This is a genomic window from Actinobacillus suis ATCC 33415 (assembly GCF_000739435.1).
Lineage (GTDB): Bacteria > Pseudomonadota > Gammaproteobacteria > Enterobacterales > Pasteurellaceae > Actinobacillus > Actinobacillus suis.
In genome coordinates, this window is record NZ_CP009159.1 from 524,475 (window position 1) to 550,538 (window position 26,064).

25 protein-coding genes are annotated in these 26,064 nt (G+C 39.5%); 6 read left to right on the forward strand and 19 right to left on the reverse strand.

Annotation, left to right across the window (positions count from 1 at the left end; translation table 11 throughout):
- Window positions 1-94 precede the first annotated feature (94 nt).
- Together ASU1_RS02405 and ASU1_RS02410 are read left to right on the forward strand one after the other, a co-directional pair.
- Window positions 95-337 carry a helix-turn-helix domain-containing protein gene (locus ASU1_RS02405; protein WP_014991249.1) on the forward strand — a complete coding sequence of 81 codons (243 nt, stop codon included), beginning with the start codon at window positions 95-97 and terminating at the stop codon, window positions 335-337.
- Window positions 331-1,653, forward strand: a complete 1,323-nt coding sequence (locus ASU1_RS02410) for a HipA domain-containing protein (RefSeq protein ID WP_014991250.1) — start codon at window positions 331-333, stop codon at window positions 1,651-1,653. Before ASU1_RS02405 ends, ASU1_RS02410 begins: the two co-directional genes overlap by 7 nt.
- 63 nt (window positions 1,654-1,716) lie before the next feature.
- Here ASU1_RS02410 and ASU1_RS02415 read toward each other — a convergent pair whose 3' ends face one another.
- From ASU1_RS02415 to corC, 5 genes are all read right to left on the reverse strand, one after another.
- On the reverse strand, window positions 1,717-2,967 hold the full coding sequence (locus ASU1_RS02415) for a NupC/NupG family nucleoside CNT transporter (protein ID WP_014991251.1): 1,251 nt from the start codon (window positions 2,965-2,967) through the stop codon (window positions 1,717-1,719).
- A gap of 39 nt (window positions 2,968-3,006) precedes the next feature.
- On the reverse strand, window positions 3,007-3,795 hold the full coding sequence (locus ASU1_RS02420) for a 4Fe-4S cluster-binding domain-containing protein (protein ID WP_014991252.1): 789 nt from the start codon (window positions 3,793-3,795) through the stop codon (window positions 3,007-3,009).
- 1 nt (window position 3,796) lies between these two features.
- The gene (locus tag ASU1_RS02425) at window positions 3,797-5,341 is read right to left on the reverse strand and encodes a YjjI family glycine radical enzyme (RefSeq protein ID WP_014991253.1); all 1,545 of its coding nucleotides are present in this window, start codon (window positions 5,339-5,341) and stop codon (window positions 3,797-3,799) included.
- A 152-nt stretch (window positions 5,342-5,493) separates the two neighbouring features.
- A complete protein-coding gene (gene lnt, locus ASU1_RS02430) occupies window positions 5,494-7,005 on the reverse strand; it encodes an apolipoprotein N-acyltransferase (RefSeq protein ID WP_014991254.1) in 1,512 nt (503 codons plus the stop codon).
- A gap of 98 nt (window positions 7,006-7,103) precedes the next feature.
- Window positions 7,104-7,994 carry a CNNM family magnesium/cobalt transport protein CorC gene (corC, locus tag ASU1_RS02435; RefSeq protein WP_014991255.1) on the reverse strand — a complete coding sequence of 297 codons (891 nt, stop codon included), beginning with the start codon at window positions 7,992-7,994 and terminating at the stop codon, window positions 7,104-7,106.
- A gap of 172 nt (window positions 7,995-8,166) precedes the next feature.
- On the opposite strand from corC, the gene ASU1_RS02440 reads away from it, so the two are divergent.
- The 3 genes from ASU1_RS02440 (at window position 8,167) to glpK (ending at window position 11,326) form a co-directional block, all read left to right on the forward strand.
- Window positions 8,167-8,769 (forward strand): curli polymerization inhibitor CsgI-related protein, encoded by a 603-nt coding sequence (locus ASU1_RS02440; protein ID WP_014991256.1) that lies wholly within the window; start codon window positions 8,167-8,169, stop codon window positions 8,767-8,769.
- Window positions 8,770-8,999: 230 nt separating this feature from the next.
- Window positions 9,000-9,785, forward strand: a complete 786-nt coding sequence (locus ASU1_RS02445) for an MIP/aquaporin family protein (RefSeq protein ID WP_014991258.1) — start codon at window positions 9,000-9,002, stop codon at window positions 9,783-9,785.
- A gap of 38 nt (window positions 9,786-9,823) precedes the next feature.
- Window positions 9,824-11,326, forward strand: coding sequence for a glycerol kinase GlpK (gene glpK, locus ASU1_RS02450; protein WP_014991259.1), 1,503 nt, complete (start codon window positions 9,824-9,826; stop codon window positions 11,324-11,326).
- A gap of 141 nt (window positions 11,327-11,467) precedes the next feature.
- Here glpK and lpxA read toward each other — a convergent pair whose 3' ends face one another.
- The 12 genes from lpxA to yhbY all read right to left on the reverse strand — a co-directional run bounded on the left by lpxA (window position 11,468) and on the right by yhbY (window position 23,105).
- On the reverse strand, window positions 11,468-12,262 hold the full coding sequence (gene lpxA / locus ASU1_RS02455) for an acyl-ACP--UDP-N-acetylglucosamine O-acyltransferase (protein WP_014991260.1): 795 nt from the start codon (window positions 12,260-12,262) through the stop codon (window positions 11,468-11,470).
- A 27-nt stretch (window positions 12,263-12,289) separates the two neighbouring features.
- Window positions 12,290-12,754: a 3-hydroxyacyl-ACP dehydratase FabZ gene (gene fabZ, locus ASU1_RS02460; protein ID WP_014991261.1), complete on the reverse strand. Its 465-nt coding sequence runs from the start codon at window positions 12,752-12,754 to the stop codon at window positions 12,290-12,292.
- A 101-nt stretch (window positions 12,755-12,855) separates the two neighbouring features.
- Window positions 12,856-13,881, reverse strand: a complete 1,026-nt coding sequence (gene lpxD / locus ASU1_RS02465) for a UDP-3-O-(3-hydroxymyristoyl)glucosamine N-acyltransferase (protein WP_014991262.1) — start codon at window positions 13,879-13,881, stop codon at window positions 12,856-12,858.
- A complete protein-coding gene (locus ASU1_RS02470; protein ID WP_014991263.1) occupies window positions 13,881-14,657 on the reverse strand; it encodes an OmpH/Skp family outer membrane protein in 777 nt (258 codons plus the stop codon). The genes lpxD and ASU1_RS02470 overlap by 1 nt, the downstream gene beginning before the upstream one ends.
- Window positions 14,658-14,768: 111 nt before the next feature.
- Window positions 14,769-17,150, reverse strand: a complete 2,382-nt coding sequence (bamA, locus tag ASU1_RS02475) for an outer membrane protein assembly factor BamA (protein ID WP_039194958.1) — start codon at window positions 17,148-17,150, stop codon at window positions 14,769-14,771.
- Between the two features lie 62 nt (window positions 17,151-17,212).
- Window positions 17,213-18,526: an RIP metalloprotease RseP gene (gene rseP / locus ASU1_RS02480; RefSeq protein ID WP_014991265.1), complete on the reverse strand. Its 1,314-nt coding sequence runs from the start codon at window positions 18,524-18,526 to the stop codon at window positions 17,213-17,215.
- Window positions 18,527-18,532: 6 nt separating this feature from the next.
- A complete protein-coding gene (locus ASU1_RS02485; protein ID WP_014991266.1) occupies window positions 18,533-19,402 on the reverse strand; it encodes a phosphatidate cytidylyltransferase in 870 nt (289 codons plus the stop codon).
- 20 nt (window positions 19,403-19,422) lie between these two features.
- Window positions 19,423-20,136: a polyprenyl diphosphate synthase gene (uppS, locus tag ASU1_RS02490; protein WP_014991267.1), complete on the reverse strand. Its 714-nt coding sequence runs from the start codon at window positions 20,134-20,136 to the stop codon at window positions 19,423-19,425.
- A 172-nt stretch (window positions 20,137-20,308) separates the two neighbouring features.
- Window positions 20,309-21,016 carry a hydroxyacylglutathione hydrolase gene (gloB, locus tag ASU1_RS02495; RefSeq protein WP_014991268.1) on the reverse strand — a complete coding sequence of 236 codons (708 nt, stop codon included), beginning with the start codon at window positions 21,014-21,016 and terminating at the stop codon, window positions 20,309-20,311.
- A 59-nt stretch (window positions 21,017-21,075) separates the two neighbouring features.
- On the reverse strand, window positions 21,076-21,993 hold the full coding sequence (gene nagK, locus ASU1_RS02500; protein ID WP_014991269.1) for an N-acetylglucosamine kinase: 918 nt from the start codon (window positions 21,991-21,993) through the stop codon (window positions 21,076-21,078).
- A gap of 2 nt (window positions 21,994-21,995) precedes the next feature.
- The gene (locus tag ASU1_RS02505) at window positions 21,996-22,700 is read right to left on the reverse strand and encodes a phosphatase PAP2 family protein (RefSeq protein ID WP_179130568.1); all 705 of its coding nucleotides are present in this window, start codon (window positions 22,698-22,700) and stop codon (window positions 21,996-21,998) included.
- An 87-nt stretch (window positions 22,701-22,787) separates the two neighbouring features.
- Complete coding sequence (gene yhbY / locus ASU1_RS02510) at window positions 22,788-23,105, reverse strand: ribosome assembly RNA-binding protein YhbY (RefSeq protein ID WP_005622694.1); 318 nt, start codon at window positions 23,103-23,105, stop codon at window positions 22,788-22,790.
- A gap of 122 nt (window positions 23,106-23,227) precedes the next feature.
- On the opposite strand from yhbY, the gene ASU1_RS02515 reads away from it, so the two are divergent.
- On the forward strand, window positions 23,228-23,986 hold the full coding sequence (locus tag ASU1_RS02515) for a glycosyltransferase family 2 protein (protein WP_014991271.1): 759 nt from the start codon (window positions 23,228-23,230) through the stop codon (window positions 23,984-23,986).
- A gap of 60 nt (window positions 23,987-24,046) precedes the next feature.
- Here ASU1_RS02515 and ASU1_RS02520 read toward each other — a convergent pair whose 3' ends face one another.
- On the reverse strand, window positions 24,047-24,877 hold the full coding sequence (locus ASU1_RS02520) for a D-alanyl-D-alanine carboxypeptidase family protein (RefSeq protein WP_014991272.1): 831 nt from the start codon (window positions 24,875-24,877) through the stop codon (window positions 24,047-24,049).
- Between the two features lie 77 nt (window positions 24,878-24,954).
- Complete coding sequence (locus ASU1_RS02525; RefSeq protein WP_014991273.1) at window positions 24,955-25,992, reverse strand: glycosyltransferase family 9 protein; 1,038 nt, start codon at window positions 25,990-25,992, stop codon at window positions 24,955-24,957.
- Window positions 25,993-26,064 lie beyond the last annotated feature (72 nt).

Here is a 26,064-nt window from a genome sequence, read left to right on the forward strand (position 1 = left end):
AGCCTTTTCATACTGTATTCAGTATAAGTTTAAAAATATACTTTATGGCGTATTAAATATTATATATACTGTTGTCCGTATAAAAGGAGGTGTTATGCTAATCAATGATCCTAATAGTTTAGCCGTTTACCTACGTGATATTCGTAAGCAGCAGAAACAATCACAAAAAATGATTGCTCAACGAGTCGGTTTGCGACAAGCAACGATTTCTACATTCGAGGCCCAGCCTGATAAAGTCACAATAGAAACGCTATTTAAAATAGTTCATTCTCTTGGTTTAGAAATTCATTTAGAAGAAAAGCATACGAATATGTTTAATAGGAGCGATGAATGGTGAAGTGTTTATGTGTGTTAATGAATGGGGAATTAGTTGGTTTTTTTGAGCGTACTATGTCCGGTTCGCATTTATTCCGTTATGCAGATGAGTGGTTTTTATCTCCAAATGTTAGACCTATTTCTCTTTCTATGCCATTAAGAAGGGAGGTTTATCAAGGTAAAGAAGTAATTAATTTTTTTGATAACTTATTACCTGATCACCCTCAAGTTAGAGCTAGAATTGCTGCGCGATTTCAAGCTGAAACACAACAACCTTTTGAATTGTTAGCTAAGATTGGACGAGATGCAACCGGAGCAATAACCCTATTAGAAGAAAACACAGAAATTCCCAATCATAAAGTTATTTATGCAACGGAATTAAACGAAAATGAACTTCATTCGTTATTATTAGGCTATCAGCAAAATGCACCACTTGGCATGTTGGATGAAGCACAAGATTTTCGAATTTCTATCGCAGGGGCTCAAGAAAAGACAGCATTATTATGGTATAACGAACGTTGGCAATTACCCCATGGATTAACCCCAACGACACATATTATTAAATTACCGATAGGTAAAATACAAACACCTAAATATCAATTAGATCTGTCTCAAAGTGTAGACAACGAATTAATTTGTTTACGCTTATGTGCTGCCTTCGGTTTACCGACTGCAAATGTAAATTTATTAGAGGTCGGGGATGTGCGAGCATTGGTTGTAGAACGGTTTGATCGTAAATTACATTCTTCAAATAAATATTTTTTACGCTTACCTTATGAAGATTTTTGCCAAGTATTCGGCTTAGCGCCAACCCAAAAATATGAGAGTGATGGTGGTATCGGTATTCGACACATTATGGATAAACTTTTGTATTCCAGTCATACTTCGGATCGTGCACAATTCATGAAAACCCAATTTTTATTTTGGGTGCTTGGAGCAATAGATGGGCATGCCAAAAACTTTTCTATTGCATTGAAGTCGCAGAGTCGTTATCACTTATCGCCAATTTATGATGTTATATCGGCTTATCCAATGCTGGGAGGTAAAGGATGGCATCAGAGTGATTTGCAACTTGCGATGAGTCTGTATAGTACCCAAAAAGGTAAGAAATGGAGTTGGCAAAAAATACGACCGGTACATTATCTGTCTACCGCTAAATCTGTCGGATTTAATCAGTTAGAAATGAAACATATTATTGAAGAGATTTCAGATACGGCATTAAAAAAGTTAGATTTTGTAGCTGATAGGCTGCCAATAAATATTAATGAACAAGTAAGAGATCAAATTTTTAATGGAGTCAAAAAACAGATTGATAAAATCAAATTAGATAGGATTTAATAAAAGAGCTACCGGTTGGTAGCCCTTATTTTTGTAAAAAAGGAAAGAAATTCGACCGCTTGTTTAGCTTAACGCGACACCGCTTAATTCAATAAAGAAGCCGGCGATAGTGGCACTCATTAAGTTTGCTAATGTACCGGCAATCACTGATTTTAAACCAAGACGGGCGATGTCAGAGCGGCGGTTTGGCGCCATACTACCGATACCACCGATAAGAATTGCGATCGCACTGAAGTTTGAGAAACCACATAAGGCAAAGGTAATAATCGCTTTGGTTTTGTCGGTTAACACCACAGCCGCATCCGGTTGTAAGTATTTGGCAAATTCTAAATAACCGACAAATTCGTTCACTGCTAATTTCATACCAATCATTTGGCCAGCAATACCGGCTTCTTCCCATGGTACACCGATTAAGTAAGCAACCGGTTTGAATAAGTAACCAAGTAGGACTTGTAAGGTTAAACCTTCAATACCGAATGTATTACCTAAACCGCCAATTAGGCCGTTTAACAATGCAATCACCGCAATAAAGGCAATTAACATTGCACCAACGTTAAGTGCTAACATCATACCTGAACTTGCACCGTTTGCGAGTGCTTCCACCACATTGTGCGGTTGTTCAAGGTCAACACCTTCATCAATCGTATCTTTAAATTGCTCGGTTTGCGGATACATTAATTTCGCAAATAATAAACCGGCAGGTGCAGCCATAAATGATGCCGCAATGAGGTAAGTAAGCGGAACCCCCATACCTGCATAACCCGCCATCACTGAACCTGCGATAGATGCGGTACCACCACACATAATGGCGAATAATTCAGAGTCGGTCATTTTATTGATAAACGGTTTAACCACTAACGGTGCTTCTGTTTGACCAACAAAGATATTTGCTGCTGCAGACATTGATTCCGCTTTAGATGTACCAAGCGCTTTTTGTAAGCCGCCACCTAAAATTTTGATCACCCATTGCATTACACCGATGTAATACAACACAGAAATTAACGCAGAGAAGAAAATGATTACCGGTAATACTTTTACCGCAAAAATAAAGCCTAAATTACTCGGATCGGCTAAGTTACCGAAGACAAAAGCAATACCGTCATTACCGTAATTGATAACGTTACTGATACAGTTTGCCGCAGCTAATAATGCATTGCGACCTGCTGGCACGTATAGAATAAGCGCAGCAAAACAGATTTGAATAGCTAACGCCCCAAATACGGTACGGAAGTTGATGGCTCGCCGGTTATTGGAAAAGAGTAAGCCTATTGCCAGTAACACGAAGATACCGATAACACTCATTAATGTACTCATACTAAACACCTCATAAAAAATTAAAAATAAAAAGTTAAATTAATAAATCGTGACAATTTTGGTTATGCCGCATGCTTTTGCAAAAGCGGCTAATTCATCTGTTTGTTCAATCGTTGGAACAAACGGTTTAAGTCCTTCTTCATCCCGTGCGCCTTTGGTATGTACTCGAATAATTTTTAGCAGCACATCAGGATAATCAGTGAGTAGCATTGCAACTTTTTTAATTAATGCTTTGGCATCAAAAAAGTCATTTACATAAACCAATCTGACTTCTTCCACTTTACCAAGCGGTAATAATTTGGCTAAATTTTGCAAATTACGTTGCAGGTTTTCCGGTTTGATATGATTAATCGTTGGAATGATTTGTTCCGGCACTTTCCCTTGCTGATTTTTGCGATCAAAGCAGAGTGTCTGTAAGCCTTCGCCGTCACCTTTTAGATCAAATAAAAATTTATCGGTAACCTGAATTAACGGCTCAATCGTTTCATAATCAAAAAAGCCACTACTATCTAAATAACAAGTCAGCCCTTGCTGTTTAAGCGTTTCGAATAACGGCACTAACTTTTTGTGATGGATAGTTGGTTCGCCGCCGGAAACCGTTACGCCTCGAATAAACGGCACGGCATCCATCACTTGCTCGTACAAGTATTGCAAGCTGACTTGTTTTGCTTCCGGCGTATGACAGGGAATGGTTTCCGGATTATGGCAATACAGGCAATTTAGTTTGCAACCTTGTAGGAAAATGCTGGTGCGGTTACCTTGTCCTTCTACATTCGAGAACGGGATAATGCGGTGTAATGGCACCAGAATATCGGATAACGCCGGCATCTTATTCATTTGCGCTAACGTTTTCTTCATCTCGTAATTGACGGTCAAAGACCTTAGCACAATCATCCGTGCCTGCGCCGTACCAGGTGGTATCACGTAGCACCGCCTCTCCTTTGCGATAACGTTCTACTTCACTTTTCTTAACTAAGTAACCGGTAACACGAATTAAATCAGTATTTTTGAGATAAGTCGTGATATAGCGATAACCGTTGGCAAACGAACCGTCAATAATATCGACTACCGCATCCAAATGGTCGGTATAGGTTTGGTCAAACGCAAATAAGTCGCCAGTTCCTGACGGGAAATATTTGTGGAATGGTGCCGATTGTTTTAAATGTGCCAATAAGGTTGGCTCTTCACCGACACGAATACGATGCGCCGGTGTATTCATTTTATCTTCGGCGTGATTACTTGCCCCAACTTGTGCGTGTAATAAGTATTGGTTATTGGTGCGTTCTACATATAAGCCTTGGTGTGCATCGTTGATTTCTTTCAACTTATCCATAATTAAGGTTGCAATTTCGTCGCCTCGTTTACTTTGGCCGAAGGTTTCGTTTAAGCCTTCTTTTTGTAAGAGGTGATTTGTCGCATCGGCTAAACCGACAATCGCAATCATACTGGTGAAATTCGTGCGTTTAATAAAGCCTTCTTTCACAAGGAAGTCGGTTTCAAAGAAATTACTTTCTTCCACAAGGAATTTATGACGTTTATCCATCGTTGAAAGGGCGAGTTTTGCTACTTTCGGCAACAACTCATTAACCATTTCATCTACACTGTTACAGGCACGACCGATAGTCCCTAAACGTAAGCGAGTTAGGGTATAAGCACCGCCGCACTCAGGTAAGGCGTTGTAACAACTTGCGATACCGTAGTCTTCACCTAAATCGGAAATGTAATAAGCATCGTTAGCAAAAGACGGTTTAGAAACCAGTAAGCAAGCTTTTGCGGCTAACTCGGCAAATTCACGAGAGGTTTTGCTTTTGTCATAACGAATACTCATATTTGGGGTCGGATTCTCAAGCTCAATCACCGCTTTAAGGATCAAGCGACCGGCTTTGGTATCATAAGGGCCGACATTTGCGTGGCAGAAAGAATCCGGTACGGTTTTATCAATATGATTTAAGAAACGTTTGATCTTGATATAGTCTTGTTCTTCATCGGTAATGAACGGATCGAGTAATACGTCTAAGCGACCGATATAAACCGGGTAGGTGGTAATAGACGGCACGTGAGAATAGATAATGAGTAAACCGTCTAATGCTTCATCAAGGGTGGTTGGCGGCGGTAAATCTAAAAATTTACAGCCTTTTTGGATATAAACATTATAATCCGGCAAAATGTAACGAGGACGATAAATGGCATAACCTTCATTAAGATCACAGATCATTTGGTTCTCGATATATTGCCATTCTTCTTCGGTGTAACCCAACAATTCGGTAGGATTAAACAGACGTTCGGCAATGTTTCCGAGGATCATTAATTTTTGATGATAGGTGAGCGAATTTGATTTAACCGTATCTAAAATATCTTGTAATGAAGATTGCATATTATAGCCTCAAGTGAATCAGAAGATTTGGGCTATATTGTACGGATTTGCTCAAAAAAATACTGTGAAATAGATCTCAATTTTCGATTTCGAAAAAAACAAAAGCACCAAAAATAGCTTATTTCTGGTGCTTTCTTCGACAAACAAGCGGTCTATTTCTTTCTAAATCTTGCAAAAGACAAGATCAGACAAAATAGGCCTAGCGCATAAATTAGCCAGCTTCCAGTTTTAGCGAATAGGGTTTCGCCTTTAGTCAGCTGAATTTGGGCAGTTAATACATTCGCTTCAAATTGAGGAATCTGTTCGATAATTTCGCCTTTAGCGCTGATAACCGCTGTAATCCCGGTGTTTGCGGCACGGAGTAACGGTTTACCTAACTCAAGTGCGCGCATTCTTGCCATTTGGAAATGTTGCCAAGGACCGATAGAGGCACCAAACCAAGCATCGTTGGTAATTGTTAATAAATAATCCGATTGTTGCGCTTGTTGGTTTTGTTGCATTTGATGACCGAAAATTACCTCATAGCAAATCGCCATATTAAATTTACGATTTTTAGCGAAAAGCGGCTGTTGCACAAATTCGCCTTGCGATAAATTAATCGGCAGAATAAACACATCACGCATCCAATCCAATACCGATCCGAAAGGTACATATTCGCCAAACGGCACTAAATGGTGTTTGTTATAACGCATGGTATTGTGCAAGTTATAGGGTTGCGATGGATTACCTAACACCACCGCACTATTAAATAATTGCTCGCTTTCGTCTTGGTAGAGTGTACCAATAATTACTTCACTGCCTTTTTCTGCAGCAACTTGTTGAAGTTGACTAAGTAACGGATAAATTTGCGTTTCTAACGCCGGAATGGCTGATTCGGGTAATACAATTACATCACTCTTACCTAATAATGGGCTGATTAAACGCTGATAGGTTTGTAACGTATAATCGAAATGTGCCGGATCCCATTTCATCTTTTGCTCAATATTACCTTGTACAAGACTTACGTTAAGCGGTTGTTTTTGCTCATCAATTTGCACAAATGGAATAAATTTAGTTGTAAATGCTAATCCGCATAGTATTGCTAAGGTGGCAAGAGAAGCGGTCGTTTTTGTAGATTTTTTTACTAATAACACAAGGCAACCGCTTACAACCATCACAAAGAATGTGAGCCCTTCAACACCTAACAGCGGTGCAATGCCGGCAAACGGACCGTCAATTTGCGTATAACCGAACTGTAGCCAAGGAAAGCCGGTAAAGACTACGCCACGCAGATATTCGGTAAAGGTAAAAATCGCCGCAAGTGCAAAAGGATTACGGATTTGAAAACGCTGGGCAATATAGCTGAATAGCAAATTATAAATAGCGAGGTAGCAAGCCAATAAAAACACCGCGATATAGCTCACCACAAGCGGTACGCCACCGAATTGGGTCATACTGACGTGTACCCAATTTACCCCGACACAAAAACAACCGAGTGACCAAGCAAAAGTTGCCCAAAGTGCGGTTTTTCGCTGCGGAAGTATCGCTGCCCAAATTAAGCCTGCGGCGGAAAGGTAAATGAGTCCCCAAATATCAAAAGGGGAGTAGGCGAGTGTCCCAATGCCTCCGAGGACACTGGCAAGCAAACAAGCGGTTAAAATTGATGGATTTTTTACAAATTTCATTTGAGGTAGTTAGTTAAGTAATTAAGAAATATGCTTAAGAGAAACAATACAAACAAAAGGTGAGGATAAAACCTCACCTATATATTATGCTTTGTTTATTATTCTTCGTTGGTGACCAGCTGTTCCATTTTTTCCAGCTGTTCATCCGGTACGGTAACACGTAATTGAATCAGACGACGGCTATCGGCAGAAGTGACTTTAAAATCAATACCTTCTAATTGAATTTGTTCGCCTCGCTGTGGGAGATGTCCAAATGCCTGCATCACTAAACCGCCCACTGTATCCACTTCTTCATCGGTAAATTCAGTCGCAAAGGTTTCGTTGAATTTTTCAATATCAGTCAGTGCCGATACTGCATAAGTATGGCGAGAAAGCTGACGAATCGGCTCGATTTCTTCTTCATCAAATTCGTCTTCAATATCGCCGACAATTTGTTCGAGAATATCTTCAATCGTAACTAAGCCCGATACCGCACCGAACTCGTCCACCACAATTGCCATATGAAAACGTTCCGAACGGAATTCTTTTAACATTCGGTCAACGCGCTTACTTTCCGGCACAATAACCGCTGGGCGCAAGATAGCTTGCATATTAAACGGTTCGGAATCAGAACGTAGGTATTTCAGCAAATCTTTTGCCAATAAAATACCCTGTACAGTATCTTTTCCATCATCTAGTATTACGGGAAAACGTGAGTGAGCCGATTCAATAATCAAATCCACGCAGGCTTCGAGCGGTAAACTGGCATCAATATAAACAATTTGCGGGCGAGGGATCATAATATCACGTACACGAAGTTCGGAGATTTCCATTACCCCTTCAATCATTTCTTTGGTATCGCTATCAATCAATTCATTTTCAACCGAATCGCGAATAACTTCGACTAAATCTTCACGATTTTTAGGCTCGGATTGAAATAAACCACTAAAAATAGAATGTAAAAACGATTTCTTATCTTGCGAATTCACGCTTTGCTGTTCATCACTCATTGTATATTCTCTTGAAAAACGAAAGTTCTCTACCTTTGATTAAAGGTGAGAGCAAGGCTAAAAATTATCATAAATTGAGGTGTTTGATAATAAAATTATTTCTATTTTACTTAAATTAGCATAGCATAAGACGAGAAATTCTCATATTGATTCAATTTTAAGGAGCTTCTTAATGAAATTAGCGAAGATTGCAGTTGCGGTTGCAACACTGGCGGTCAGTTCATTTTCTGTTGCCGGTACTTTAACTACATCGGATAGCGTAGAGTTATTAGCGTTTGATGGTCAGAAAGTAGCGAAAGGCACGGCAGGATTATCAATTGATAGTAAGGTACATCAGGTGGCTGTGAGTGTAGCTGATATTGTTGACGGCAGTTATTTCTCAATTGATCCGGTGATTCTAACATTCAACGGTACAGATGAAGATGCAAAAATTGTTACACCAAAATTCACCTCACATTTTGCCGTAGATAAGTTTAGAAAAGAGCTAAATTTCAAAATAGAAACTGCATCAGGTAAAGAAATTGCTTACAAACGTGATTTATTGAAAGGTGAAGGCTTTGCACCAAACTCTCGAGTTGAAGATAATCTTGCGAAATACAACGCAAGTAAAGCGGTTGCTTCAGTATCGAGTTTTGCTAATGCTGCTTTAGAATCAAAAGGTCAAATGGTGATTGAAACCGCCAACGTGAAAGAAGAACAACTACAGATTTTATTCAAAAAAGCGGATAAAGAAACACAAAAACGTTTCTTGGAATGGGCTAAAAAACAACAATAGTTTTTATGAACAAAGCTCAAGCCTCAGCAGAAATGCTGGGGCTTTTTTTATAAAAAATTTGAAGCGCATCACATTTTTATAACAAAAATGTGCGGAATGTCACAAATTTACATTTTCCCGTTTGCGAAAAAAGTTCGTTTTTATATAGTGCGCTACGAAAACGTTTGCGTTTTCAAACATTTATATGCTTATCTCATTATTCCGTTTAATGTGTCCATAAGGGGGACGATATGGAAAGATCGTTAAAAGGCGCCTGTATTGCTGAATTTATTGGAACGGGGCTGATTATCTTTTTCGGTGTGGGGTGTGTTGCTGCAGCACAATTAGCCGGTGCAACATTTGGTTTATGGGAAATTGCGATTATGTGGGGTGTAGGGGTTGCTCTTGCCGTTTATACGACAGCGGGAGTGTCCGGCGCTCATCTTAATCCGGCAGTCACTGTAGCACTTTGGAAGTTTGCTTGTTTTGATGGTAAAAAAGTACTTCCTTATATCGTATCTCAATTTTTAGGCGCATTTACAGCGGCTGCCTTAGTCTATTTCTTATATAAAGATCTCTTTTCTGCTGCGGAAGCAGCGAAGAATATTGTGCGCGGTGAAAGCGTAGGTTTTGCCGGTGTTTTTTCTACTTATCCTCATGAACATATCAGTGTGGTGCAAGCATTTTGTGTGGAAGCTGTGATTACCATGGCATTGGTTGCGTTAATTTTAGCTTTAACTGATGATGGCAACGGTGTACCCAAAGGTCCTATGGCACCATTATTAATCGGTTTATTAATTGCCGCAATTGGTGGTGCGTTTGGTCCGCTTACCGGTTTTGCGATGAATCCGGCTCGTGATTTCGGCCCGAAAGTGTTTGCATTCTTGGCGGGTTGGGGTGACGTAGCATTTACCGGAGCTCGTGATATTCCTTATTTCCTTGTTCCTCTGATTGCACCATTTGTCGGTGGGTTGATTGGTGCGTGGGGTTACCGTCGCTTTATTGGTAAAAACTTACCGTGTAACTGCGAAAAATAAATTCACATCTTTATTAAAAAGCTATTAAGGTGATTACTATGACTAAAGAATACATTATTGCATTGGATCAAGGTACTACAAGCTCTCGTGCCGTGTTATTAGATAAAAATGCGAACATTGTTGAAGTGGCACAACGTGAATTTACTCAGATTTATCCTCAGCCGGGTTGGGTAGAGCATAATCCGATGGAGATCTGGGCAACGCAAAGTTCAACACTAAATGAAGTGGTAGCAAAAGCAGGGATTACGTCCGATAAAATTGCAGCAATTGGTATTACTAACCAACGTGAAACCACTATTGTATGGGAAAAGGAGACCGGTAAACCGGTCTATAATGCGATTGTTTGGCAATGTCGCCGTACCGCAGATACTTGTGCAAAATTAAAAGCGGATGGACATGAGGCTTATATTCGTAAAACAACTGGTTTAGTGGTTGACCCATATTTTTCAGGCACAAAAGTAAAATGGATCTTGGATAATGTTGAAGGTGCGAGAGAGAAAGCTGAACGAGGCGAATTGTTATTCGGTACAGTGGACACTTGGTTAGTTTGGAAATTAACTCAAGGCCGTACGCATGTGACCGATTATACCAATGCTTCTCGTACCATGTTATTTAATATTCACACTAAACAATGGGACGATAAAATGTTGGAATTACTTGATATTCCTCGTTCTATGTTACCTGAAGTGAAAAATTCATCAGAAATTTACGGTGAAACCAATATCGGTGGTAAAGGTGGTGTGCGTATTCCGGTTGCCGGCATAGCGGGCGACCAACAAGCTGCACTTTATGGTCATCTATGTGTGGAAGCAGGACAAGCGAAAAACACTTATGGTACCGGCTGTTTTATGTTGATGAATACCGGAGATGAAGCAGTTGAGTCTAAAAATGGCTTAGTGACTACCATTGCGTGTAATGCAAAAGGTGAACCATGCTATGCGCTGGAAGGTTCTATTTTTATGGGTGGTGCATCAATTCAATGGTTACGTGATGAGTTAAAAATTATTCATGACAGTAAAGACTCGGAATATTTCGCTACTAAAGTGGAAAGTACGAATGGGGTTTATGTCGTACCGGCATTTACCGGATTAGGTGCGCCATATTGGGACCCGTATGCTCGAGGTGCGATATTAGGGCTTTCTCGTGGTGCGAATCGTAACCATATCGTGCGTGCTACATTAGAATCGATTGCATATCAAACTCGAGACGTACTCGATGCGATGCAGTCCGATAGTGGTAAACATTTGGCTACATTAAGAGTAGATGGTGGCGCAGTTGCCAATAATTTCTTAATGCAATTCCAAGCAGATATTCTGAATGCGAATGTTGAACGTCCGGTTGTTCGTGAGGTGACTGCACTTGGTGCGGCATATCTAGCAGGGCTTGCGGTAGGCTTTTGGAAAGATTTACAGGAATTACGAGGTAAAGCTTCAATTGAACGTACTTTTATTCCTGATTCCGATGAAGCTAAACGTACTCGACGTTATGCAGGATGGAAAAAAGCTGTGAAGCGTGCGCTTGAATGGGAAGAAGAAGTGTAAAAGAGTATGAGTTAAGCGGTCTGATTTGCAAAAAATTTTGTAAATTGGACCGCTTGTTTATTTATAGGTATATCATCTAGACATATAAAAAAACGATCTTGATCAAGATCGTTTTTTGTTATCACATTATCATTTGCTCGCTTAGCGAATAATGCCTCGCGTAGAGCGTTTGAAGAATTCAAGGAATAATTTTACTGAAGGTTCATTTTCGGCAAATTGTTCGATTTCCGGAATGGCTTCTTCAATCGTTTTACCGCTACGGTAAATTAATTTATAAACGTTACGGATTGCGTGCATTGCAGGTTTATCAAAGCCACGGCGTTTTAAACCTTCTAAGTTAACACCAAACGGTTGTGCGTGGTTACCTTGCGCCATCACATATGGTGGAACATCTTGACTTACCATTGAACCGCCACCTAGCATAACGTGTGAACCGACAACAACAAATTGGTGAATAGCAGACATACCACCAACAATAACAAAATCATCTAATGTTACATGGCCAGCAAGCGTACCATTATTTGCGATAATACAACGATTACCAATTGTACAGTCATGAGCAATATGAGTATTGATCATAAATAAGTTTTCATCACCGATTCGAGTGATTCCTCCACCTTGCACTGTGCCTCGATGAATTGTTACGCTTTCGCGAATACGGTTGCGGTCCCCGATAATTACTTTAGTTGGTTCACCTTGATATTTTAAATCTTGGTTGATCTCACCGATACTTGCAAATTGGAAAATTTGGTTTTGTTCGCCAATTTCAGTGTGTCCATTAATCACAACATGTGAATGAATAATGGTTTTGGCACCGATTTTTACATTTTTACCGATAACACAAAATGGGCCAATTTCAACGTGAGCACCAATTTGAGCCCCTTCTTCAATAACTGCTAATGGGCTGATTTTTGCAGTAGAATCGATTAATCGCATAGCGTCTCCTTTGCTACTGGGAGGAAATTATTTACGAGCACACATTAAATCAGCTTCACAAGCAAGCCTGCCATCAACGTAAGCTTTGCCAGTGAATTTGGTAATACCGCGCATTTCTTTTAAAAATTCAACTTCAAGTACAAGTTGGTCACCCGGCACGACCGGACGTTTAAAACGTGCATTATCGATCGCCGCAAAGTAATAAAGTTCATCCGGATTCATCTTGCCATGTGTCGCAACCGCTAATACGCCGGTTGCTTGTGCCATTGCTTCAAGAATAAGTACGCCTGGAAAAATAGGGTTAGCAGGGAAGTGACCGGTAAAGCAAGGTTCATTTACCGTAACATTTTTAACTGCTTTTAACCATTTACCTTCTTCATAATCTGTTACACGATCAACTAATAGGAATGGGTAACGGTGTGGTAACATATTCATGATCTCGGTAACTTCAATTACTTTAGGTTCTCTATTTTCTTGTACTTCAATTGTCATTTACTTGACCTCATAATAAGGAAATTCAAAATTTAACTAAGACTTCAAAAGAGTGATGGACGCTAAAAAAACGCCCATAACTCTTGAAAGTCAATTATTCACTATTGTGCGAAATGCTTTTCAAGCGTTTTCAAACGTTTATTGATTTCATCAATGTTCATCGTCAGAGCGGCTGTTTTACGCCATTCTTTATTGGTTTGTGCTGGTATACCTGATGAGTAAATACCTTTTTCGGTAATTGGTTTCATCACCATACTCATACCGGTAATAATCGCACCGTCACAGATTTCCATATGGCCGTTAATTACGCTTGCCCCACCAATTTGACAGAAGCGACCAACTTTTAAACTGCCCGCCATAATTACGCCACCAGCTACTGCTGTACCAAAACCAATATGTACATTATGCGCAATTTGGCATAAGTTGTCGATAATCACGTTATCTTCAATAACGGTAGGATCTAATGCGCCTCGGTCAATACAGGTACATGCACCGATTTCAACATGGTTACCGATAATCACACCACCGGTTTGTGGAATTTTAATCCATTGACCTTTATCGTTTGCATAACCGAAGCCGTCAGAACCGATAACTGCAGAAGACTGGATTAAACAGTCTGTACCAATTTGAACATTATGGTACACCGATATGTTTGCCCATAATTGAGTACGTGCACCGATTTTAGTGTTTTTACCGACAAAACAACCTGCACCGATAATCACATCGTCGCCTAATTCTACACCACTTTCGATAACCGCATTTGCACCAATCGAAACATTATTACCTAATTTTGCATCCGGTGAAATAACTGCATGGGATGATATTTGACTTGCGGCTTTCGGCGTTGAATCCATATATTGTGCAAGTAATGCATAAGCAAGGTAAGGATTCTTAACAATAATTAAATTTTGAGATTCAGCACAAAATTCAACATCTGCTTCGCTGACAATAATCGCACCCGCTTGAGATTGTGCTAATTGAGGACGATATTTTGCATTTGAAATAAATGTAATTTGTGATGAATTCGCTTTATCTAATGCGGCGATGCTAGAAATAGCCAAATCGGCGTTACCCTTTAGAGTACCGCCGATTTGTTCCGCCAATTCAATTAAACGGAAATTAGCCATTATTTTTTCGCTTCTTCTGGTTTAGCTTCGGTAGCCGGTTTAGCTTCGTTTGCTTTTGCTGCCGGTTGTTCGATTTTGATTTCTGGATGTTTTGCTTTTAATGCATCCAATACTTTTTCAGTAATATCTTTGCTTTCGTCTTCAGCATACAGTGCAACTGAAGGTGGGAAAACTAAAGTATAACCTTTAGATTTTGCAACTTCTTTAATCGTTGCATTAATTTCTTCCACTACTTGTTTCTGCACAGTTTGAGGATCCATACCACCTGCTTCTTGCTGGGCTTTATTTAATTTTTCTTGGAAAGCATCTGCTTTTTTCTGGAATGCTTCCGCTTTTTTACCGAATTCTGCTTCACGTTTTTGGATTGCAGCAACTTTATTTTGGAATTTTTTGTATTCTGCCTCGATTGCATTTTGACGTGCTTGAATCTCTCTTGAACGTAAACGTGGTGCATCTTTTTCTAATGCGGCAGATTTTTTCTTAAGAGATGCTTCTACTTTAGCTTGCTCTGCTTGTAATTTTTTAGCATCGCTTTCTAATTTATCTCTTTCAGCTGTTAATGCTTTGTTTTCTTCAGCTAATTTTTTATCTTCATCAGCAAATTTGTCTCTGCCTTCTCTCATGAATTTGTCGAATTTTTGTGCTGCATCAATAGCGACCGGGTGATTTTGTAATAAGTAGCTTGGGTCAACAAAACCGATAGTATCGCTTGCTTGAGCAATACTTGCTGTTGTTAATGCTGCAGTAATTGCTGCGATTTTGAATAATTTCTTCATTTAAATATCCTTTATGTTTTAATTAATCATGACTGATTAAATAGTGTAAGCGGTAGGATTTGTCGCAAAATTTGTAAAAAAATTACAAAATCCGACCGCTTATTTTATATATTAGAATGTACTACCGATGCTAAATTGGAATTGCTCAATTTCATCACCTGAGTATTTTTTGATTGGTTTAGCATAAGAGAATGATAAAGGACCAATCGGTGATTGCCATTGGAATGCAATACCAGCAGAGGCACGTACGCGTTTATAATCTTTATAATCAGGTAACGTAGGGTATGCTGATTTTTTCCACTTCGTATTCCAAACACTTGCCGCATCAACAAATAATGAGGTGCGTACATTGTGTTGGTATTTTTCGCTTACAAACGGAGTCGGAGTGATTAACTCTAAACTTGCCGTTGCCATTGCGTTACCACCAACTACATCATCACTTGCAGAGGTAAATGCATTGTTTTGTGCAGAGTAGTAAATCGCTTTAGGACCTACCGCACCGTATGCAAAACCACGTAATGAACCGATACCACCGGCTGAATATAATTGGTAGAACGGTACTTTTTTACCACCAAAGCCATTAGTAAATGCAGCACCTACTTTAGTTGAGATTACCCATTTATGTTCACGATTAAGAGGGTAGTAATTTCTAAAGTCTGCATTTACTCGATAGTATTTGTTATCAGAACCCGGAATAGTTACTTTACCGCCTAAATTTGCAACTGTACCTTGTGTTGGGAAATAACCGCGGTTAAGGCTGTTATAATTCCAACCGAATGAGAAATCAAAGTCGTCCGCTTTAATACGTGGATATAGGTTATTTCCTTGCACGATTGGGAAGTTCATTGATTTCACGTATTTTTCACGAGTAAATTCACGTTCAACGTTACTTAATTTATCGTGTGTATAACCTAGACCTAAGTAGTATGAATTGTTTTCATCTACAGGGAAACCTAATGTGCCGTTAATACCGTAAGTTTTACGTTTATATGATGCAGAAGTATCATTATCTGAGTTATCGTAATCTTCATAGAAGATGTTACCACCCAAACTCACACCATCTTTTGTAAAGTACGGTTCGGTATAGCCTAAGTTCACGCTAGTACCGTAGTCGTTACGTGTACCGCTTAAACTTACGGTTGAACCCATACCTAAGAAGTTATCTTGTTTGATACCTGCTTGGTAGCTAATACCACTTTCCGTACCATAACCGATACCAAAGTTAATTGAGCCAGTGTTACGTTCTTTAATTTTATAAACAACATCCACTTGGTCATCTGTGTTTTGAACGCTTGGCATTGTCATATCGACAGTTTCATAGAAACCGGTACGCTCTAAACGAGATTTACCTAATGCAACCGCACTTGTTGATAACCAAGCACCTTCTTGCTGACGCATTTCACGGCGTAAAGTTGAGTCGGCAGTGACATCATTGCCTTCAAAGCGAATCTTACGCACATAGATACGGCGACCTGCATCAACTACGAAGTTAATTTGTACGGTACGATCTTGTTCGTTAAATTTCGGGTATAAATCTACTTTAGCTGAGCCGTAACCGTGATCACCTAAAACTTGTTTGATTCCTTCTTCAATTGCCGCTAATTCACTCTTACGGAATAATTGACCCGGAGTGAAATCTTTTAACAATGCGTTAAGCTCATTATCTAATTTAGCGGTATCACCGATAATACGAATTTCACTGATATTGTATTGTGCACCTTCACGAACAGTATAAACTAAATCAACTTCCGTTTTTTTATCGTTAAAGTTTACCGCTGTGTCTTGTAAGGCAAATTGCGCATAGCCGCGATCCATATAGAAATCACGTAAAGTTTCTAAATCTTTATTGTACGCTTGTTGTTCGAATTTACTGCTTTCAAAAATATTCCACCATGAAACGTCAGGTTGAATATCTAGGCGTTTGGTTAATTCTTTTGAGCTAAAAGCTTGGTTGCCTTCAAATTTGATATTTTTCACATAGGCAACATCACCTTCAGTAACGTTTAATTTTACATTTACACCACCGTTTTCAGCACGAGTCGTTGTCGTGTCGATTTTCGCTTCATAACGACCGATAGAATGGTAATGTTCTAATAAACCTTGTTTGAAGCCTTCTAATTTTGCAGCATCAAAAACTTCGCCTTTACTGATAAGGTTAGCTTTTAGATTGTCTTGTAGCGGATCTTTAGGAATTGCACTATTACCTTCAATATCTACACTGTTAATTAAAGGACGTTCCGCAACTTTAATCACTAAGGTATTACCTTCGCGAGTTGCACGCACGTCTTCAAAGCGGTTTTGTACGAAAAGCTGTCTTACCACATTTGCTACATCGTTATCGGTTGCGGTTTGACCAACTTTAACGGGAAGACTAGAAATAATCGCTTGCCCAGTTTCAGGCTGAACGCCATCTACACGAATATCTTTTACAACGAAAGGTGCCGCTACAACACCGTTCGCAAGTAAAAGCGAAGAAAGTAATAATTTTTTCATTGAAATTATCCTATAAATGTTTGCAAAATTATGAGCGGAAACGACCGCTTATAACCTATGAATTAAAAATGAATGAGATCATTTATAAAGGCAAAAGCCATTAAGCCAAGAACAAATACAACGCCTAATTGTTGGAATCGCATTTGAATCACTGATGGTATTGGCTTGCCTCTTACCGCTTCACCCGCAAGTAAAATGAGTTGTCCACCATCAAGCGGTAGAATTGGAAAAAGATTCATTACGCCTAAATTGACACTAATCAATGCCATAAAACTTACATAATAGATCCAACCAATTTCAGCAGTGGCCCCAGCACCTTTTGCCATAGAAATAGGACCACCCATATTTTTTAAAGAAAGCTCGCCGGTGAGTAAATTACCGATAAATTGCAAGATAGTTTTCACTAAACCCGCGACTTTCTCCAAACTTTTCCAGAAAGCACTAAGAATATCATACTTTAATTCTGTTCGATACTTATCCGCAAGTGGCTCGTAGCTTGGTACGATACCGATTAAATAGCGCTCGTCTTTCTTCTCAGGTTGTAACACCAGTTGCTTGACATTACCATTTTGTTCAACGGTTAACACAAGCGTATTTCCGGTTTGAACTTGTTTTACTAAATCCAACCAATCAAAAGGTTGTTGGTTAACCTGTAAGATTTTATCTCCAGCACTTAATCCAGCTTTTTGTGCAGGAGAGTTTTCCGCTACCTGTTTGATTTCCGGTTTTACGATACTACTTTTGGTACGAATGCCCAGAGTAGTTAACGGATTCTCTTTCGTACCATCGACATCCCAGTTTGAAAGGTCTAATTGGAAGCGTTGCAATCTATCTTCATCAATTAGCGAACCTTCAATTTCAACCGATTCTTTACCAACTGAACCAATGAGCGCCAGTGTTGCCTCTTCCCAATTTTGGACATTTTGTCCAGCAACTCGTTTTAATTCAAATTCTGTTGGCAGTTTAGCTTGAGCGGCAATCGTGTCCGGCAAAACTTGCCCGATAACCGGTTTTAGTGTCGGCATACCGTAGCTAAACACTAACCAGTAAGCCATGATCGCAAAGACAAAATTCGCCATAGGTCCAGCAACGATAATAAACGCACGTTGTAAAACAGATTTATTCTCTAACATCTGTTCTTTAGGCACTTGGTATTCGCTTTCACCGTTATACATTTGCACATAGCCACCGAGTGGAATCAGTGAAAAGGCAAATTCCGTTCCTTGTTTATCGATTTTTTTAAATAATACTTTGCCAAAGCCGATAGAAAAACGGATCACTTTTACGCCACATTTACGTGCCGCCCAAAAGTGACCGTATTCATGTACAAAAACCAGTACGCAAATTAAGATAAAAAATGCAATAACAGAAGTCATAACATCCTATAGTACAAAGAAAAAGAAAGTTGCAAAGAACGGAATTGCAGCAGTTAAGCTATCAATACGATCTAAAATACCGCCGTGTCCCGGAATCAAATTACTGCTATCTTTAATATTCGCTTGGCGTTTAAACATACTCTCAGCGAGATCACCTAATACAGAAATGGCAACGGTAGCCATAGAAACTAAAATAAACGGCAGTGTTGCTAATTCACGTCCAAATACGTTATGCGGTGCAAGTTCTAAGAAGAGGAAAGCAATGACACATGAAGTAATTAAACCGCCGATTGCACCTTCCCAAGATTTCCCTGGAGACACTTTGGGTGCCAATTTACGTTTGCCAAATGCACGACCAAAGAAGTAAGCCCCCGAGTCCGCACCCCAAACTAATAAGCAAACATAAAGTAATAAGTATGTTCCTTGGAACTCATTTACCGCATAGTTATTAAAACGTAGCGCAAGAGCGGCAATAAAGAACGGAACTAAAGTGCAAAAGCCAAAGCTAAATTTGGCAATAACCGATTTCGCCCATAAGTTTGCCGATTTAGGATAGCTCACAACTAAAAGGAAAGCGATAAACCACCAGATACAAGAGATAAAAAGTAGAGGTGTGGTTTCATCCGTTAAGAAACGAGCGGCTCGGATATAATCGGTATTTGCAAAAATTAATAGAATAAACAAACAAACGGTTACAAAAGCAACGACCGCACGCGGTAATGAACGTTTTAAACCGGCAAATTGAGCCCATTCCCACATTGCTGCAGCAATTACGGCTGCAAGCACAAGTGTTAGCGGAAGTGGTGAAAGAAGAAAAATAGCTGCTAATACCGCAATGATCATAACGATAGCAGAAAGTACACGTTCCTTAAGCATTTATAAAATCCCTATAATTATTAGCAACCGCCGAAACGACGATCACGTTGTTGATAAGCGATAATGGCTTCGCTGAAAGATTCATCATTAAAATCAGGCCATAAAACAGGGCTGAAGAAAAGTTCGGCATAGGCAATTTGCCATAACAAGAAGTTACTAATGCGCTGTTCCCCACTAGTGCGGATCAATAGATCAACTTGAGGCTGTTCTCCGGTTACTAACGCATTCTGAAAACGTTCAGCCGTAATATCGGAAATACTGATTTCACCTAATTTGACTTTTACAGCAAGTTGCTGAGCTGCTTGGGTTATATCCCAATATCCACCGTAATTTGCCGCAATATTTAAGATTAAACCGGTATTCTCTGCAGTTAATGCTTCAGATTCCGCAATTCGTTTTTGTAAACTTTCACTAAAACCTTTTTTATCACCAATAATTTTTAAACGAATATTATTTTTATGTAGTTTTTTAACTTCGGAATCCAATGCTCGCATAAAGAGCGACATTAACGCTGAAACTTCTGCTTCAGGTCTGCTCCAGTTCTCGCTACTGAAGGCATAAAGTGTTAGGACTTTAATCCCATGTTTGGCTGCAAAACTTACCGCAGAACGTACCGCTTTTACACCATTTTGATGACCAAAAACGCGTAATTTTCCTTGTTGCTTTGCCCAACGCCCGTTGCCGTCCATAATAATTGCAACGTGTTGAGGCATTTTTTGAGGATCAAAATTCACAGAAGTTCTCGCTTTTAGAAAGTTAATTGATAGGTTACATAAATGAAGATAACTATATCATAGGATGACGTTCTAAGATAGACGCTAGGAGAATTGACAGTATAAAAATTAAAAAGTTTGCGGATAAGTAAAATAGATAGACAGGAAGTAAGTACTTCCTGCATAAAATAGGTTAGAAGTTATCTTTTTTCTGACGTAATGCAATAAATTGAGCTAAATCGACTGCTTGTAAGAACGGATTAATTTGCAGCTCTCTAGCTAAAGTTGTCGGCAGAGTCGGTTGCTTGCGAGAACGAAGAATCTCCGCACGTTCTTGAATTTCAAATAGCCCGCAACTTGGCGGCAAGACCGCTTCCGCAAATTTTAGATTGCTTAACGTATATTCATGTGCAGGGAATATTTCGACAAATTCAGGCAATGCTTTAAAGCGTTGCAATGCATCAAATTGTGCTTGGTAATCACCGGTAAATACACGACCGCAACCGGCGGAGAATAGCGCATCGCCACAGAACAAATATTCATTACCGAATAAATAACTGACGTGCTGAGCGGTATGACCGGCACTTTCAATCACTCGGACATCATAATCAAATAAAGTGAAATGATCTTCAGGTTGAACAATATGGTTAGCGAACTGAGAAACTTCTTGCGATCCATAAACTGCTAATTGAGGGTAGAGAGAGAGCAGTTCAGGCATACCATCGGTATGATCATGATGATTATGTGTTAATAAAATAGCGGTCAAATTTAGCTGATTTTTTGCAATAAATGTCAATACGGGTGCAGCGTCTGACGGATCGACAATAATTAGGTTATTATCTTTTTGAATTGCCCAAATATAGTTATCGGAGAGTGCCGGAATGGGGGTAATGTTTAGCATAATACTTTCCTCTATAAAAGAATACATGGGGAAAACCCCATGTATTCATCAAAAACGAATTATTTTAAGAAGAGTGCCGCTGCACCACGAGTACCGCCTGAGTCACCGTGAATCGCTTTTTTGAAGACTGGTACTTTTGCACTACGCATTAAATGAGGCGGAAGCGCTTTTGGTAAAGAGTCATAAATATGATCAAAATTAGATAAACCGCCGCCGAATACGATCATATCCGGATCAAGAATCGTAATGAGATTACTGATACTGATTGCCATTAATTCGATGTATTTATCCACAAATTCGACAATTTTCGGCTCTTTTTTATAGAAGCGTTCGATAATTTCTTTTGCGGATACGCTTTCACCGACAAGATCTCTAAATAGCATCTCAAAGCCACGACCGGAAATATAAGTATCTAAGCAAGCACGGTTACCACAACCACATTCATAAATCGGCGCATTATCCCAACCTAATAGTTTTAAAGCATGATAATTCAGTTGCATATGACCGACTTCACCCGCCATACCGATTCTGCCGGAATGAATTTTACCGTCAAACACAAAACCGCCGCCAAAACCGGTACCAATAATTAAACCGAGTACGGTTGAGAATTGTTGGTTATTCGGATCCCAAGCTTCCGAAAGGGCGAAGCAGTTAGCATCATTTTCTGCTCGTATTTCACGGCCTAAACGTTCGCTTAAATCTTTTAAAATCGCTTTGCCGTCAGCCACTCGAATATTGGTAATTTCCGCAATACCGGTTTCACGATTTACAAAGCCGGGTAAACCTAAACCAACAGAACCTTTTTCGCCGAATTTGTGATCGGCGTTACGCACCAAGGTTTCAACCGTATTTAACCAATCTTCATAATTGGTTTGCGGTGTCGGCACTCGTTCGCTATACAACTTTTCAAGCTGTTCATTAAATGCCGCCAACTCAATTTTTGTCCCACCGATATCTAAACCGTAATAAATAGCCATAATTAGCCTCGCTTTTGAAAGATTTTGAAAGTTTCTAAGAAAGGAATCACCCAAACAAACACGATAATGTGGAATACCCAAGAAATTAACGTGCTAACAAATAAATCGATAGGGTAGTGCATACCTAAACGTAAGCGGCTGATGAGCATGAGGCCCGCCCATAAAATTGCAAAAATTTGGGCAAAAATGACCGCTTTTCCGCTTAAACCGAATAGCAACCCGCCGAATACTAATAACCAAGAAACGGCAAAAATGGTATGACCTGAAGGGAATGAATAACCTAATTCACCCGCTTGATGTTCTGCAACGAAATCAGCATCAGCTGGATGCGTTTTTTCTGCAAGTGTTAACACTGCTTGAGCCTGTTCTTCTTCCGGTAGCGCATAAAATTGTTCTGTTTGTGCTTGGAACATTTCCGTAACAAATGGACGAGGCTCTTTAAATACCGCTTTCGCTCCTTCTTTGATGATTTGCGTACCGACGACGGAGCTTGCACAAATAAAGCCGACTAAAAACCACGCATGACGTTTACGAGTGAGCCACATTAGCCAAAGCATAAAGAGCACACAGGTAATTAAAGCGTAAGGAGCTGAACCCGTTTCGGTTAAGAAAAATAACCAGAAATCAAGATCGTAAAGACGGTAATCTATTCCTCCAAATGTCCATTTCCAACCTGTCGCCCAAGTGAATAATGGCACAAGTAACATCAAAAAAGTGAAAATCGAGAGTTTTTTAATCACGGAAAGTTCCTTATAAAAAAGACCGCTTGCAAGCGGTCAGATTTGGCTAATAAATTACGAAATTGCTTTCGTTGCTTTTGGTAAGCTGATTTTCTTCTCTTCGCTTTGGCGATAAAGAACAAGAACGTGGCCGATAGTTTGCACGTTAGTTGCTTTTGTTTCACGCACGATCGCATCGATAATTAATTGTTTGGTTTCACGTTCCGCACCTGAAATTTTTACTTTGATTAATTCGTGGTGATCTAATGCGTTTTCGATTTCAGCTAACACGCCTTCCGTTAAGCCGTTACCGCCAAGCATGACAACCGGACTTAAGTGGTGTGCTAAACCTTTTAAAAATTGTTTTTGTTTCGTTGTTAATGTAATAGACATTGTTTTTTTAAACCTGTGGTTTGTTGAGAATAAAATTTGGCGTAGAAAATAGCACAAAAGGGGCGAATTTTAAAGTAAAATGCAGAGAACAACAAACAAAATAAACTAGAAAAGGACTGATTATGTCAACGTTAAGTGTTGCGATGATTGTAAAAAACGAGGCTCAGGATTTAGCGAAATGCCTTGAAACCGTACAAGGTTGGGTGAATGAAATTATTGTGCTGGATAGCGGTAGTAGCGATGAAACGGTACAAATCGCCGAAAGTTTCGGTGCAAAAGTGTATGTGAATACCGACTGGCAAGGCTTTGGTAAGCAGCGTCAGTTAGCCCAGCAATATATCACAAGCGATTATGTTTTATGGCTGGATGCGGATGAGCGTGTAACGCCTGAATTAAAACAGAGCATTTTACAAGCGGTCGAAAAAGATGAAAAAAATACTGTCTATCAAGTAAGTCGTTTAAGCGAAGTATTCGGCAAGCAAATTCGTCATTCGGGGTGGTATCCTGATTATGTGGTGCGTTTGTATCGTACCGATTTTGCGAAATACGGTGAAGAATTGGTACATGAAAAAGTCCATTATCCGAAAAATGCCACGGTGAAAAAATTAACCGGTGATTTACTGCATTTTACTTATAAAGATATTCATCACTATTTAGTGAAATCGGCAAGTTATGCCAAAGCATGGGCAATTCAACGTGCGAATGCGGGGAAAAAGGCGAGTTTATTAGACGGTGTAACACACGCTTTAGGTTGCTTTGTGAAAATGTATTTGTTAAAAGCGGGCTTTTTAGACGGCAAACAAGGTTTTCTGTTAGCGGTGCTTTCAGCGCATTCAACCTTTGTGAAATATGCGGATCTTTGGAACAGAACACGTAACTAATTGCAAAAAATCGTGAAAAAAAGACCGCTTGTTGTGTGTAGCAACAAGCGGTCTTGTTAATTAAATATCCTCTTCCTGATCATAGCCGTCATATTCAAAGTCATCCTTGGCTAATGATGCACAGCCATATTGCTCTAATTTATTTTTAGTAAAGTTAGAACGGAATGCCGAGCTATTGTTATTCAAGCTAATTACACCAATAGTCGCATTATTACATTGATGTTTATTGATAAAAACGAGGTTGTAGCCGGATTCACGGATATAACCGGTTTTATTAATTGCCGCGTCGAAAATTTCTTCACGTACTAATGCACTGGTATTTTGCATAAATACGTTACGTTTGCCGGCACGAATATATGCTGCCTTCGTATTAGAGAGCTCTTGGATTTTGGCATTGTTCAGCGAATATTTTGCCAGTTTAACTAAGTCCATCGCACTCGAAATATTGGCGCTAGATAAACCGGAACTATCGCTAAAACGAGTAGAACGCATACCTAATTGCTGTGCTTTTTGGTTCATCTTTTGGATGAACTGCGAACGGCTCATCCCGGCAGAACGAGAAAGCGCATGAGCGGCATAATTATCTGAATGGACTAACATTGCTTTTAATAATTCGCTGCACGCAATCGGCGTATATTTTGGTAGTTTAGTACCGGTGCCTTTGATGTAATCGAAATCTTCGTCCGAAATTGAAGCGCTACAGTTTTTATTTTTGTTATTTTCTAAAAAAACATTCGCCGTCATGAGCTTAGTAACAGAAGCAATCGGCTGAACATTATTCGCTGAGCGGCTTTCTAAAATTTTATCGTGAGTAAAATCATACACCACATAAGATTGGGCAATACTAAGGGTTGGAAAAAGGAAAAAAACAGAGAGAAATTTTTTAAACATATTATGATTCATCGAGTTAAAAATTAGCCTGTCATTCTAACAGGCTTTTGTTATGCTCGCTATGGATTAAACAATTCTTAGGAATGCCAAAGGTTCTTTACAAAAGGCACAATTGTTTTTAGCGCTTCCGAGATCGAAATTAAGCCTAAATTCATTTGTTGCGCTTTTTCTTTTGCTTCGGGCGGCATAAAGGCTAAGTGTTTACCTTCTTCATTGATCGGACGCCAACGGCGAGGTAACGCAGATAAACGGCTTGGATAAAAGCCGATAGTTGCGACATTCAGTGTGCCAGCGATATGCAGAGGTCCGGTTGAACCGGCAATAAACAGATCGGCACAAGCAATCGAACAGGCAAAATCTTGTAACCCGTCATTCTTATCATATACAACTGCTTTGGTTGCAGTAATTTGTGCTGCTAATTGGTGAGCTTTTTCGCTTTCGCCTTTACCGGCAGTCAGCACGATTTCACAATTAGTTTCACTGGCAATGCTATTAAGCATTTGCGCATATTGTTCAATAGATAAGCTGGTTGCAGATCCGCCGGTGGATGCATGCACAAACAGCCATTTACAAGCGGTCGAAATTTGCAGATTTTTTGCTAATTTGGCTTTTTGTTGTGCAATCTGTTCTTCGCTGAATTGCAAGTAGGGCGCTTTAGGTTCAACTACTGCAATATGGTGCTTTTGCAGAAAGGCACGAGCTAAATCTAGATTATATTCGCTTTCCGCTTTTGCCGATTGCGAACGGCGTTGCGTTAAACGTTGGTTATATAGAAATTGAAAGACTTTGGTTGCCGGCGCAAGGCGGTGTTTAATGCCACTTTTCCAAGTTAGTTTGGCATTGTACCAGTCGGAAACAAAGCAGATTACCGCATCAAATTGGGCATTTTTGATCGCTTGTAAAACACGGTTGAACTCGGTTTTGTCTTTTTTATTCGGTGTATCAATAATCACGTTATCAATCGAAGGGCATAGTTCGGCAAGCGGGGCAGTATAACTTGGTACTAAAGCTGTAATTTCTACATTCGGCATAGATTGTTTCAGCATTGCAAATGCTGGAAAACACACCATAAAATCACCGATTTTGTCATTACGAATGACGAGAATTTTTTTCATTTATATTTTAACCTTTTAAAACGAATTACGTATTATTTTAGCATTTTTTTATGTGAGTTTTTGGTAAAAAAT

Coding starts and splice junctions, on each gene's coding strand:
- ASU1_RS02405 (WP_014991249.1), top strand. CDS start 95: ATGCTAATCAATGATCCTAATAGTTTAGCCGTTTACCTACGTGATATT.
- ASU1_RS02410 (WP_014991250.1), top strand. CDS start 331: ATGGTGAAGTGTTTATGTGTGTTAATGAATGGGGAATTAGTTGGTTTT.
- ASU1_RS02415 (WP_014991251.1), bottom strand. CDS start 2,967: ATGAGTACATTAATGAGTGTTATCGGTATCTTCGTGTTACTGGCAATA.
- ASU1_RS02420 (WP_014991252.1), bottom strand. CDS start 3,795: ATGCCGGCGTTATCCGATATTCTGGTGCCATTACACCGCATTATCCCG.
- ASU1_RS02425 (WP_014991253.1), bottom strand. CDS start 5,341: ATGCAATCTTCATTACAAGATATTTTAGATACGGTTAAATCAAATTCG.
- lnt (WP_014991254.1), bottom strand. CDS start 7,005: ATGAAATTTGTAAAAAATCCATCAATTTTAACCGCTTGTTTGCTTGCC.
- corC (WP_014991255.1), bottom strand. CDS start 7,994: ATGAGTGATGAACAGCAAAGCGTGAATTCGCAAGATAAGAAATCGTTT.
- ASU1_RS02440 (WP_014991256.1), top strand. CDS start 8,167: ATGAAATTAGCGAAGATTGCAGTTGCGGTTGCAACACTGGCGGTCAGT.
- ASU1_RS02445 (WP_014991258.1), top strand. CDS start 9,000: ATGGAAAGATCGTTAAAAGGCGCCTGTATTGCTGAATTTATTGGAACG.
- glpK (WP_014991259.1), top strand. CDS start 9,824: ATGACTAAAGAATACATTATTGCATTGGATCAAGGTACTACAAGCTCT.
- lpxA (WP_014991260.1), bottom strand. CDS start 12,262: ATGCGATTAATCGATTCTACTGCAAAAATCAGCCCATTAGCAGTTATT.
- fabZ (WP_014991261.1), bottom strand. CDS start 12,754: ATGACAATTGAAGTACAAGAAAATAGAGAACCTAAAGTAATTGAAGTT.
- lpxD (WP_014991262.1), bottom strand. CDS start 13,881: ATGGCTAATTTCCGTTTAATTGAATTGGCGGAACAAATCGGCGGTACT.
- ASU1_RS02470 (WP_014991263.1), bottom strand. CDS start 14,657: ATGAAGAAATTATTCAAAATCGCAGCAATTACTGCAGCATTAACAACA.
- bamA (WP_039194958.1), bottom strand. CDS start 17,150: ATGAAAAAATTATTACTTTCTTCGCTTTTACTTGCGAACGGTGTTGTA.
- rseP (WP_014991265.1), bottom strand. CDS start 18,526: ATGACTTCTGTTATTGCATTTTTTATCTTAATTTGCGTACTGGTTTTT.
- ASU1_RS02485 (WP_014991266.1), bottom strand. CDS start 19,402: ATGCTTAAGGAACGTGTACTTTCTGCTATCGTTATGATCATTGCGGTA.
- gloB (WP_014991268.1), bottom strand. CDS start 21,016: ATGCTAAACATTACCCCCATTCCGGCACTCTCCGATAACTATATTTGG.
- nagK (WP_014991269.1), bottom strand. CDS start 21,993: ATGGCTATTTATTACGGTTTAGATATCGGTGGGACAAAAATTGAGTTG.
- ASU1_RS02505 (WP_179130568.1), bottom strand. CDS start 22,700: ATGTTACTTGTGCCATTATTCACTTGGGCGACAGGTTGGAAATGGACA.
- yhbY (WP_005622694.1), bottom strand. CDS start 23,105: ATGTCTATTACATTAACAACGAAACAAAAACAATTTTTAAAAGGTTTA.
- ASU1_RS02515 (WP_014991271.1), top strand. CDS start 23,228: ATGTCAACGTTAAGTGTTGCGATGATTGTAAAAAACGAGGCTCAGGAT.
- ASU1_RS02520 (WP_014991272.1), bottom strand. CDS start 24,877: ATGTTTAAAAAATTTCTCTCTGTTTTTTTCCTTTTTCCAACCCTTAGT.
- ASU1_RS02525 (WP_014991273.1), bottom strand. CDS start 25,992: ATGAAAAAAATTCTCGTCATTCGTAATGACAAAATCGGTGATTTTATG.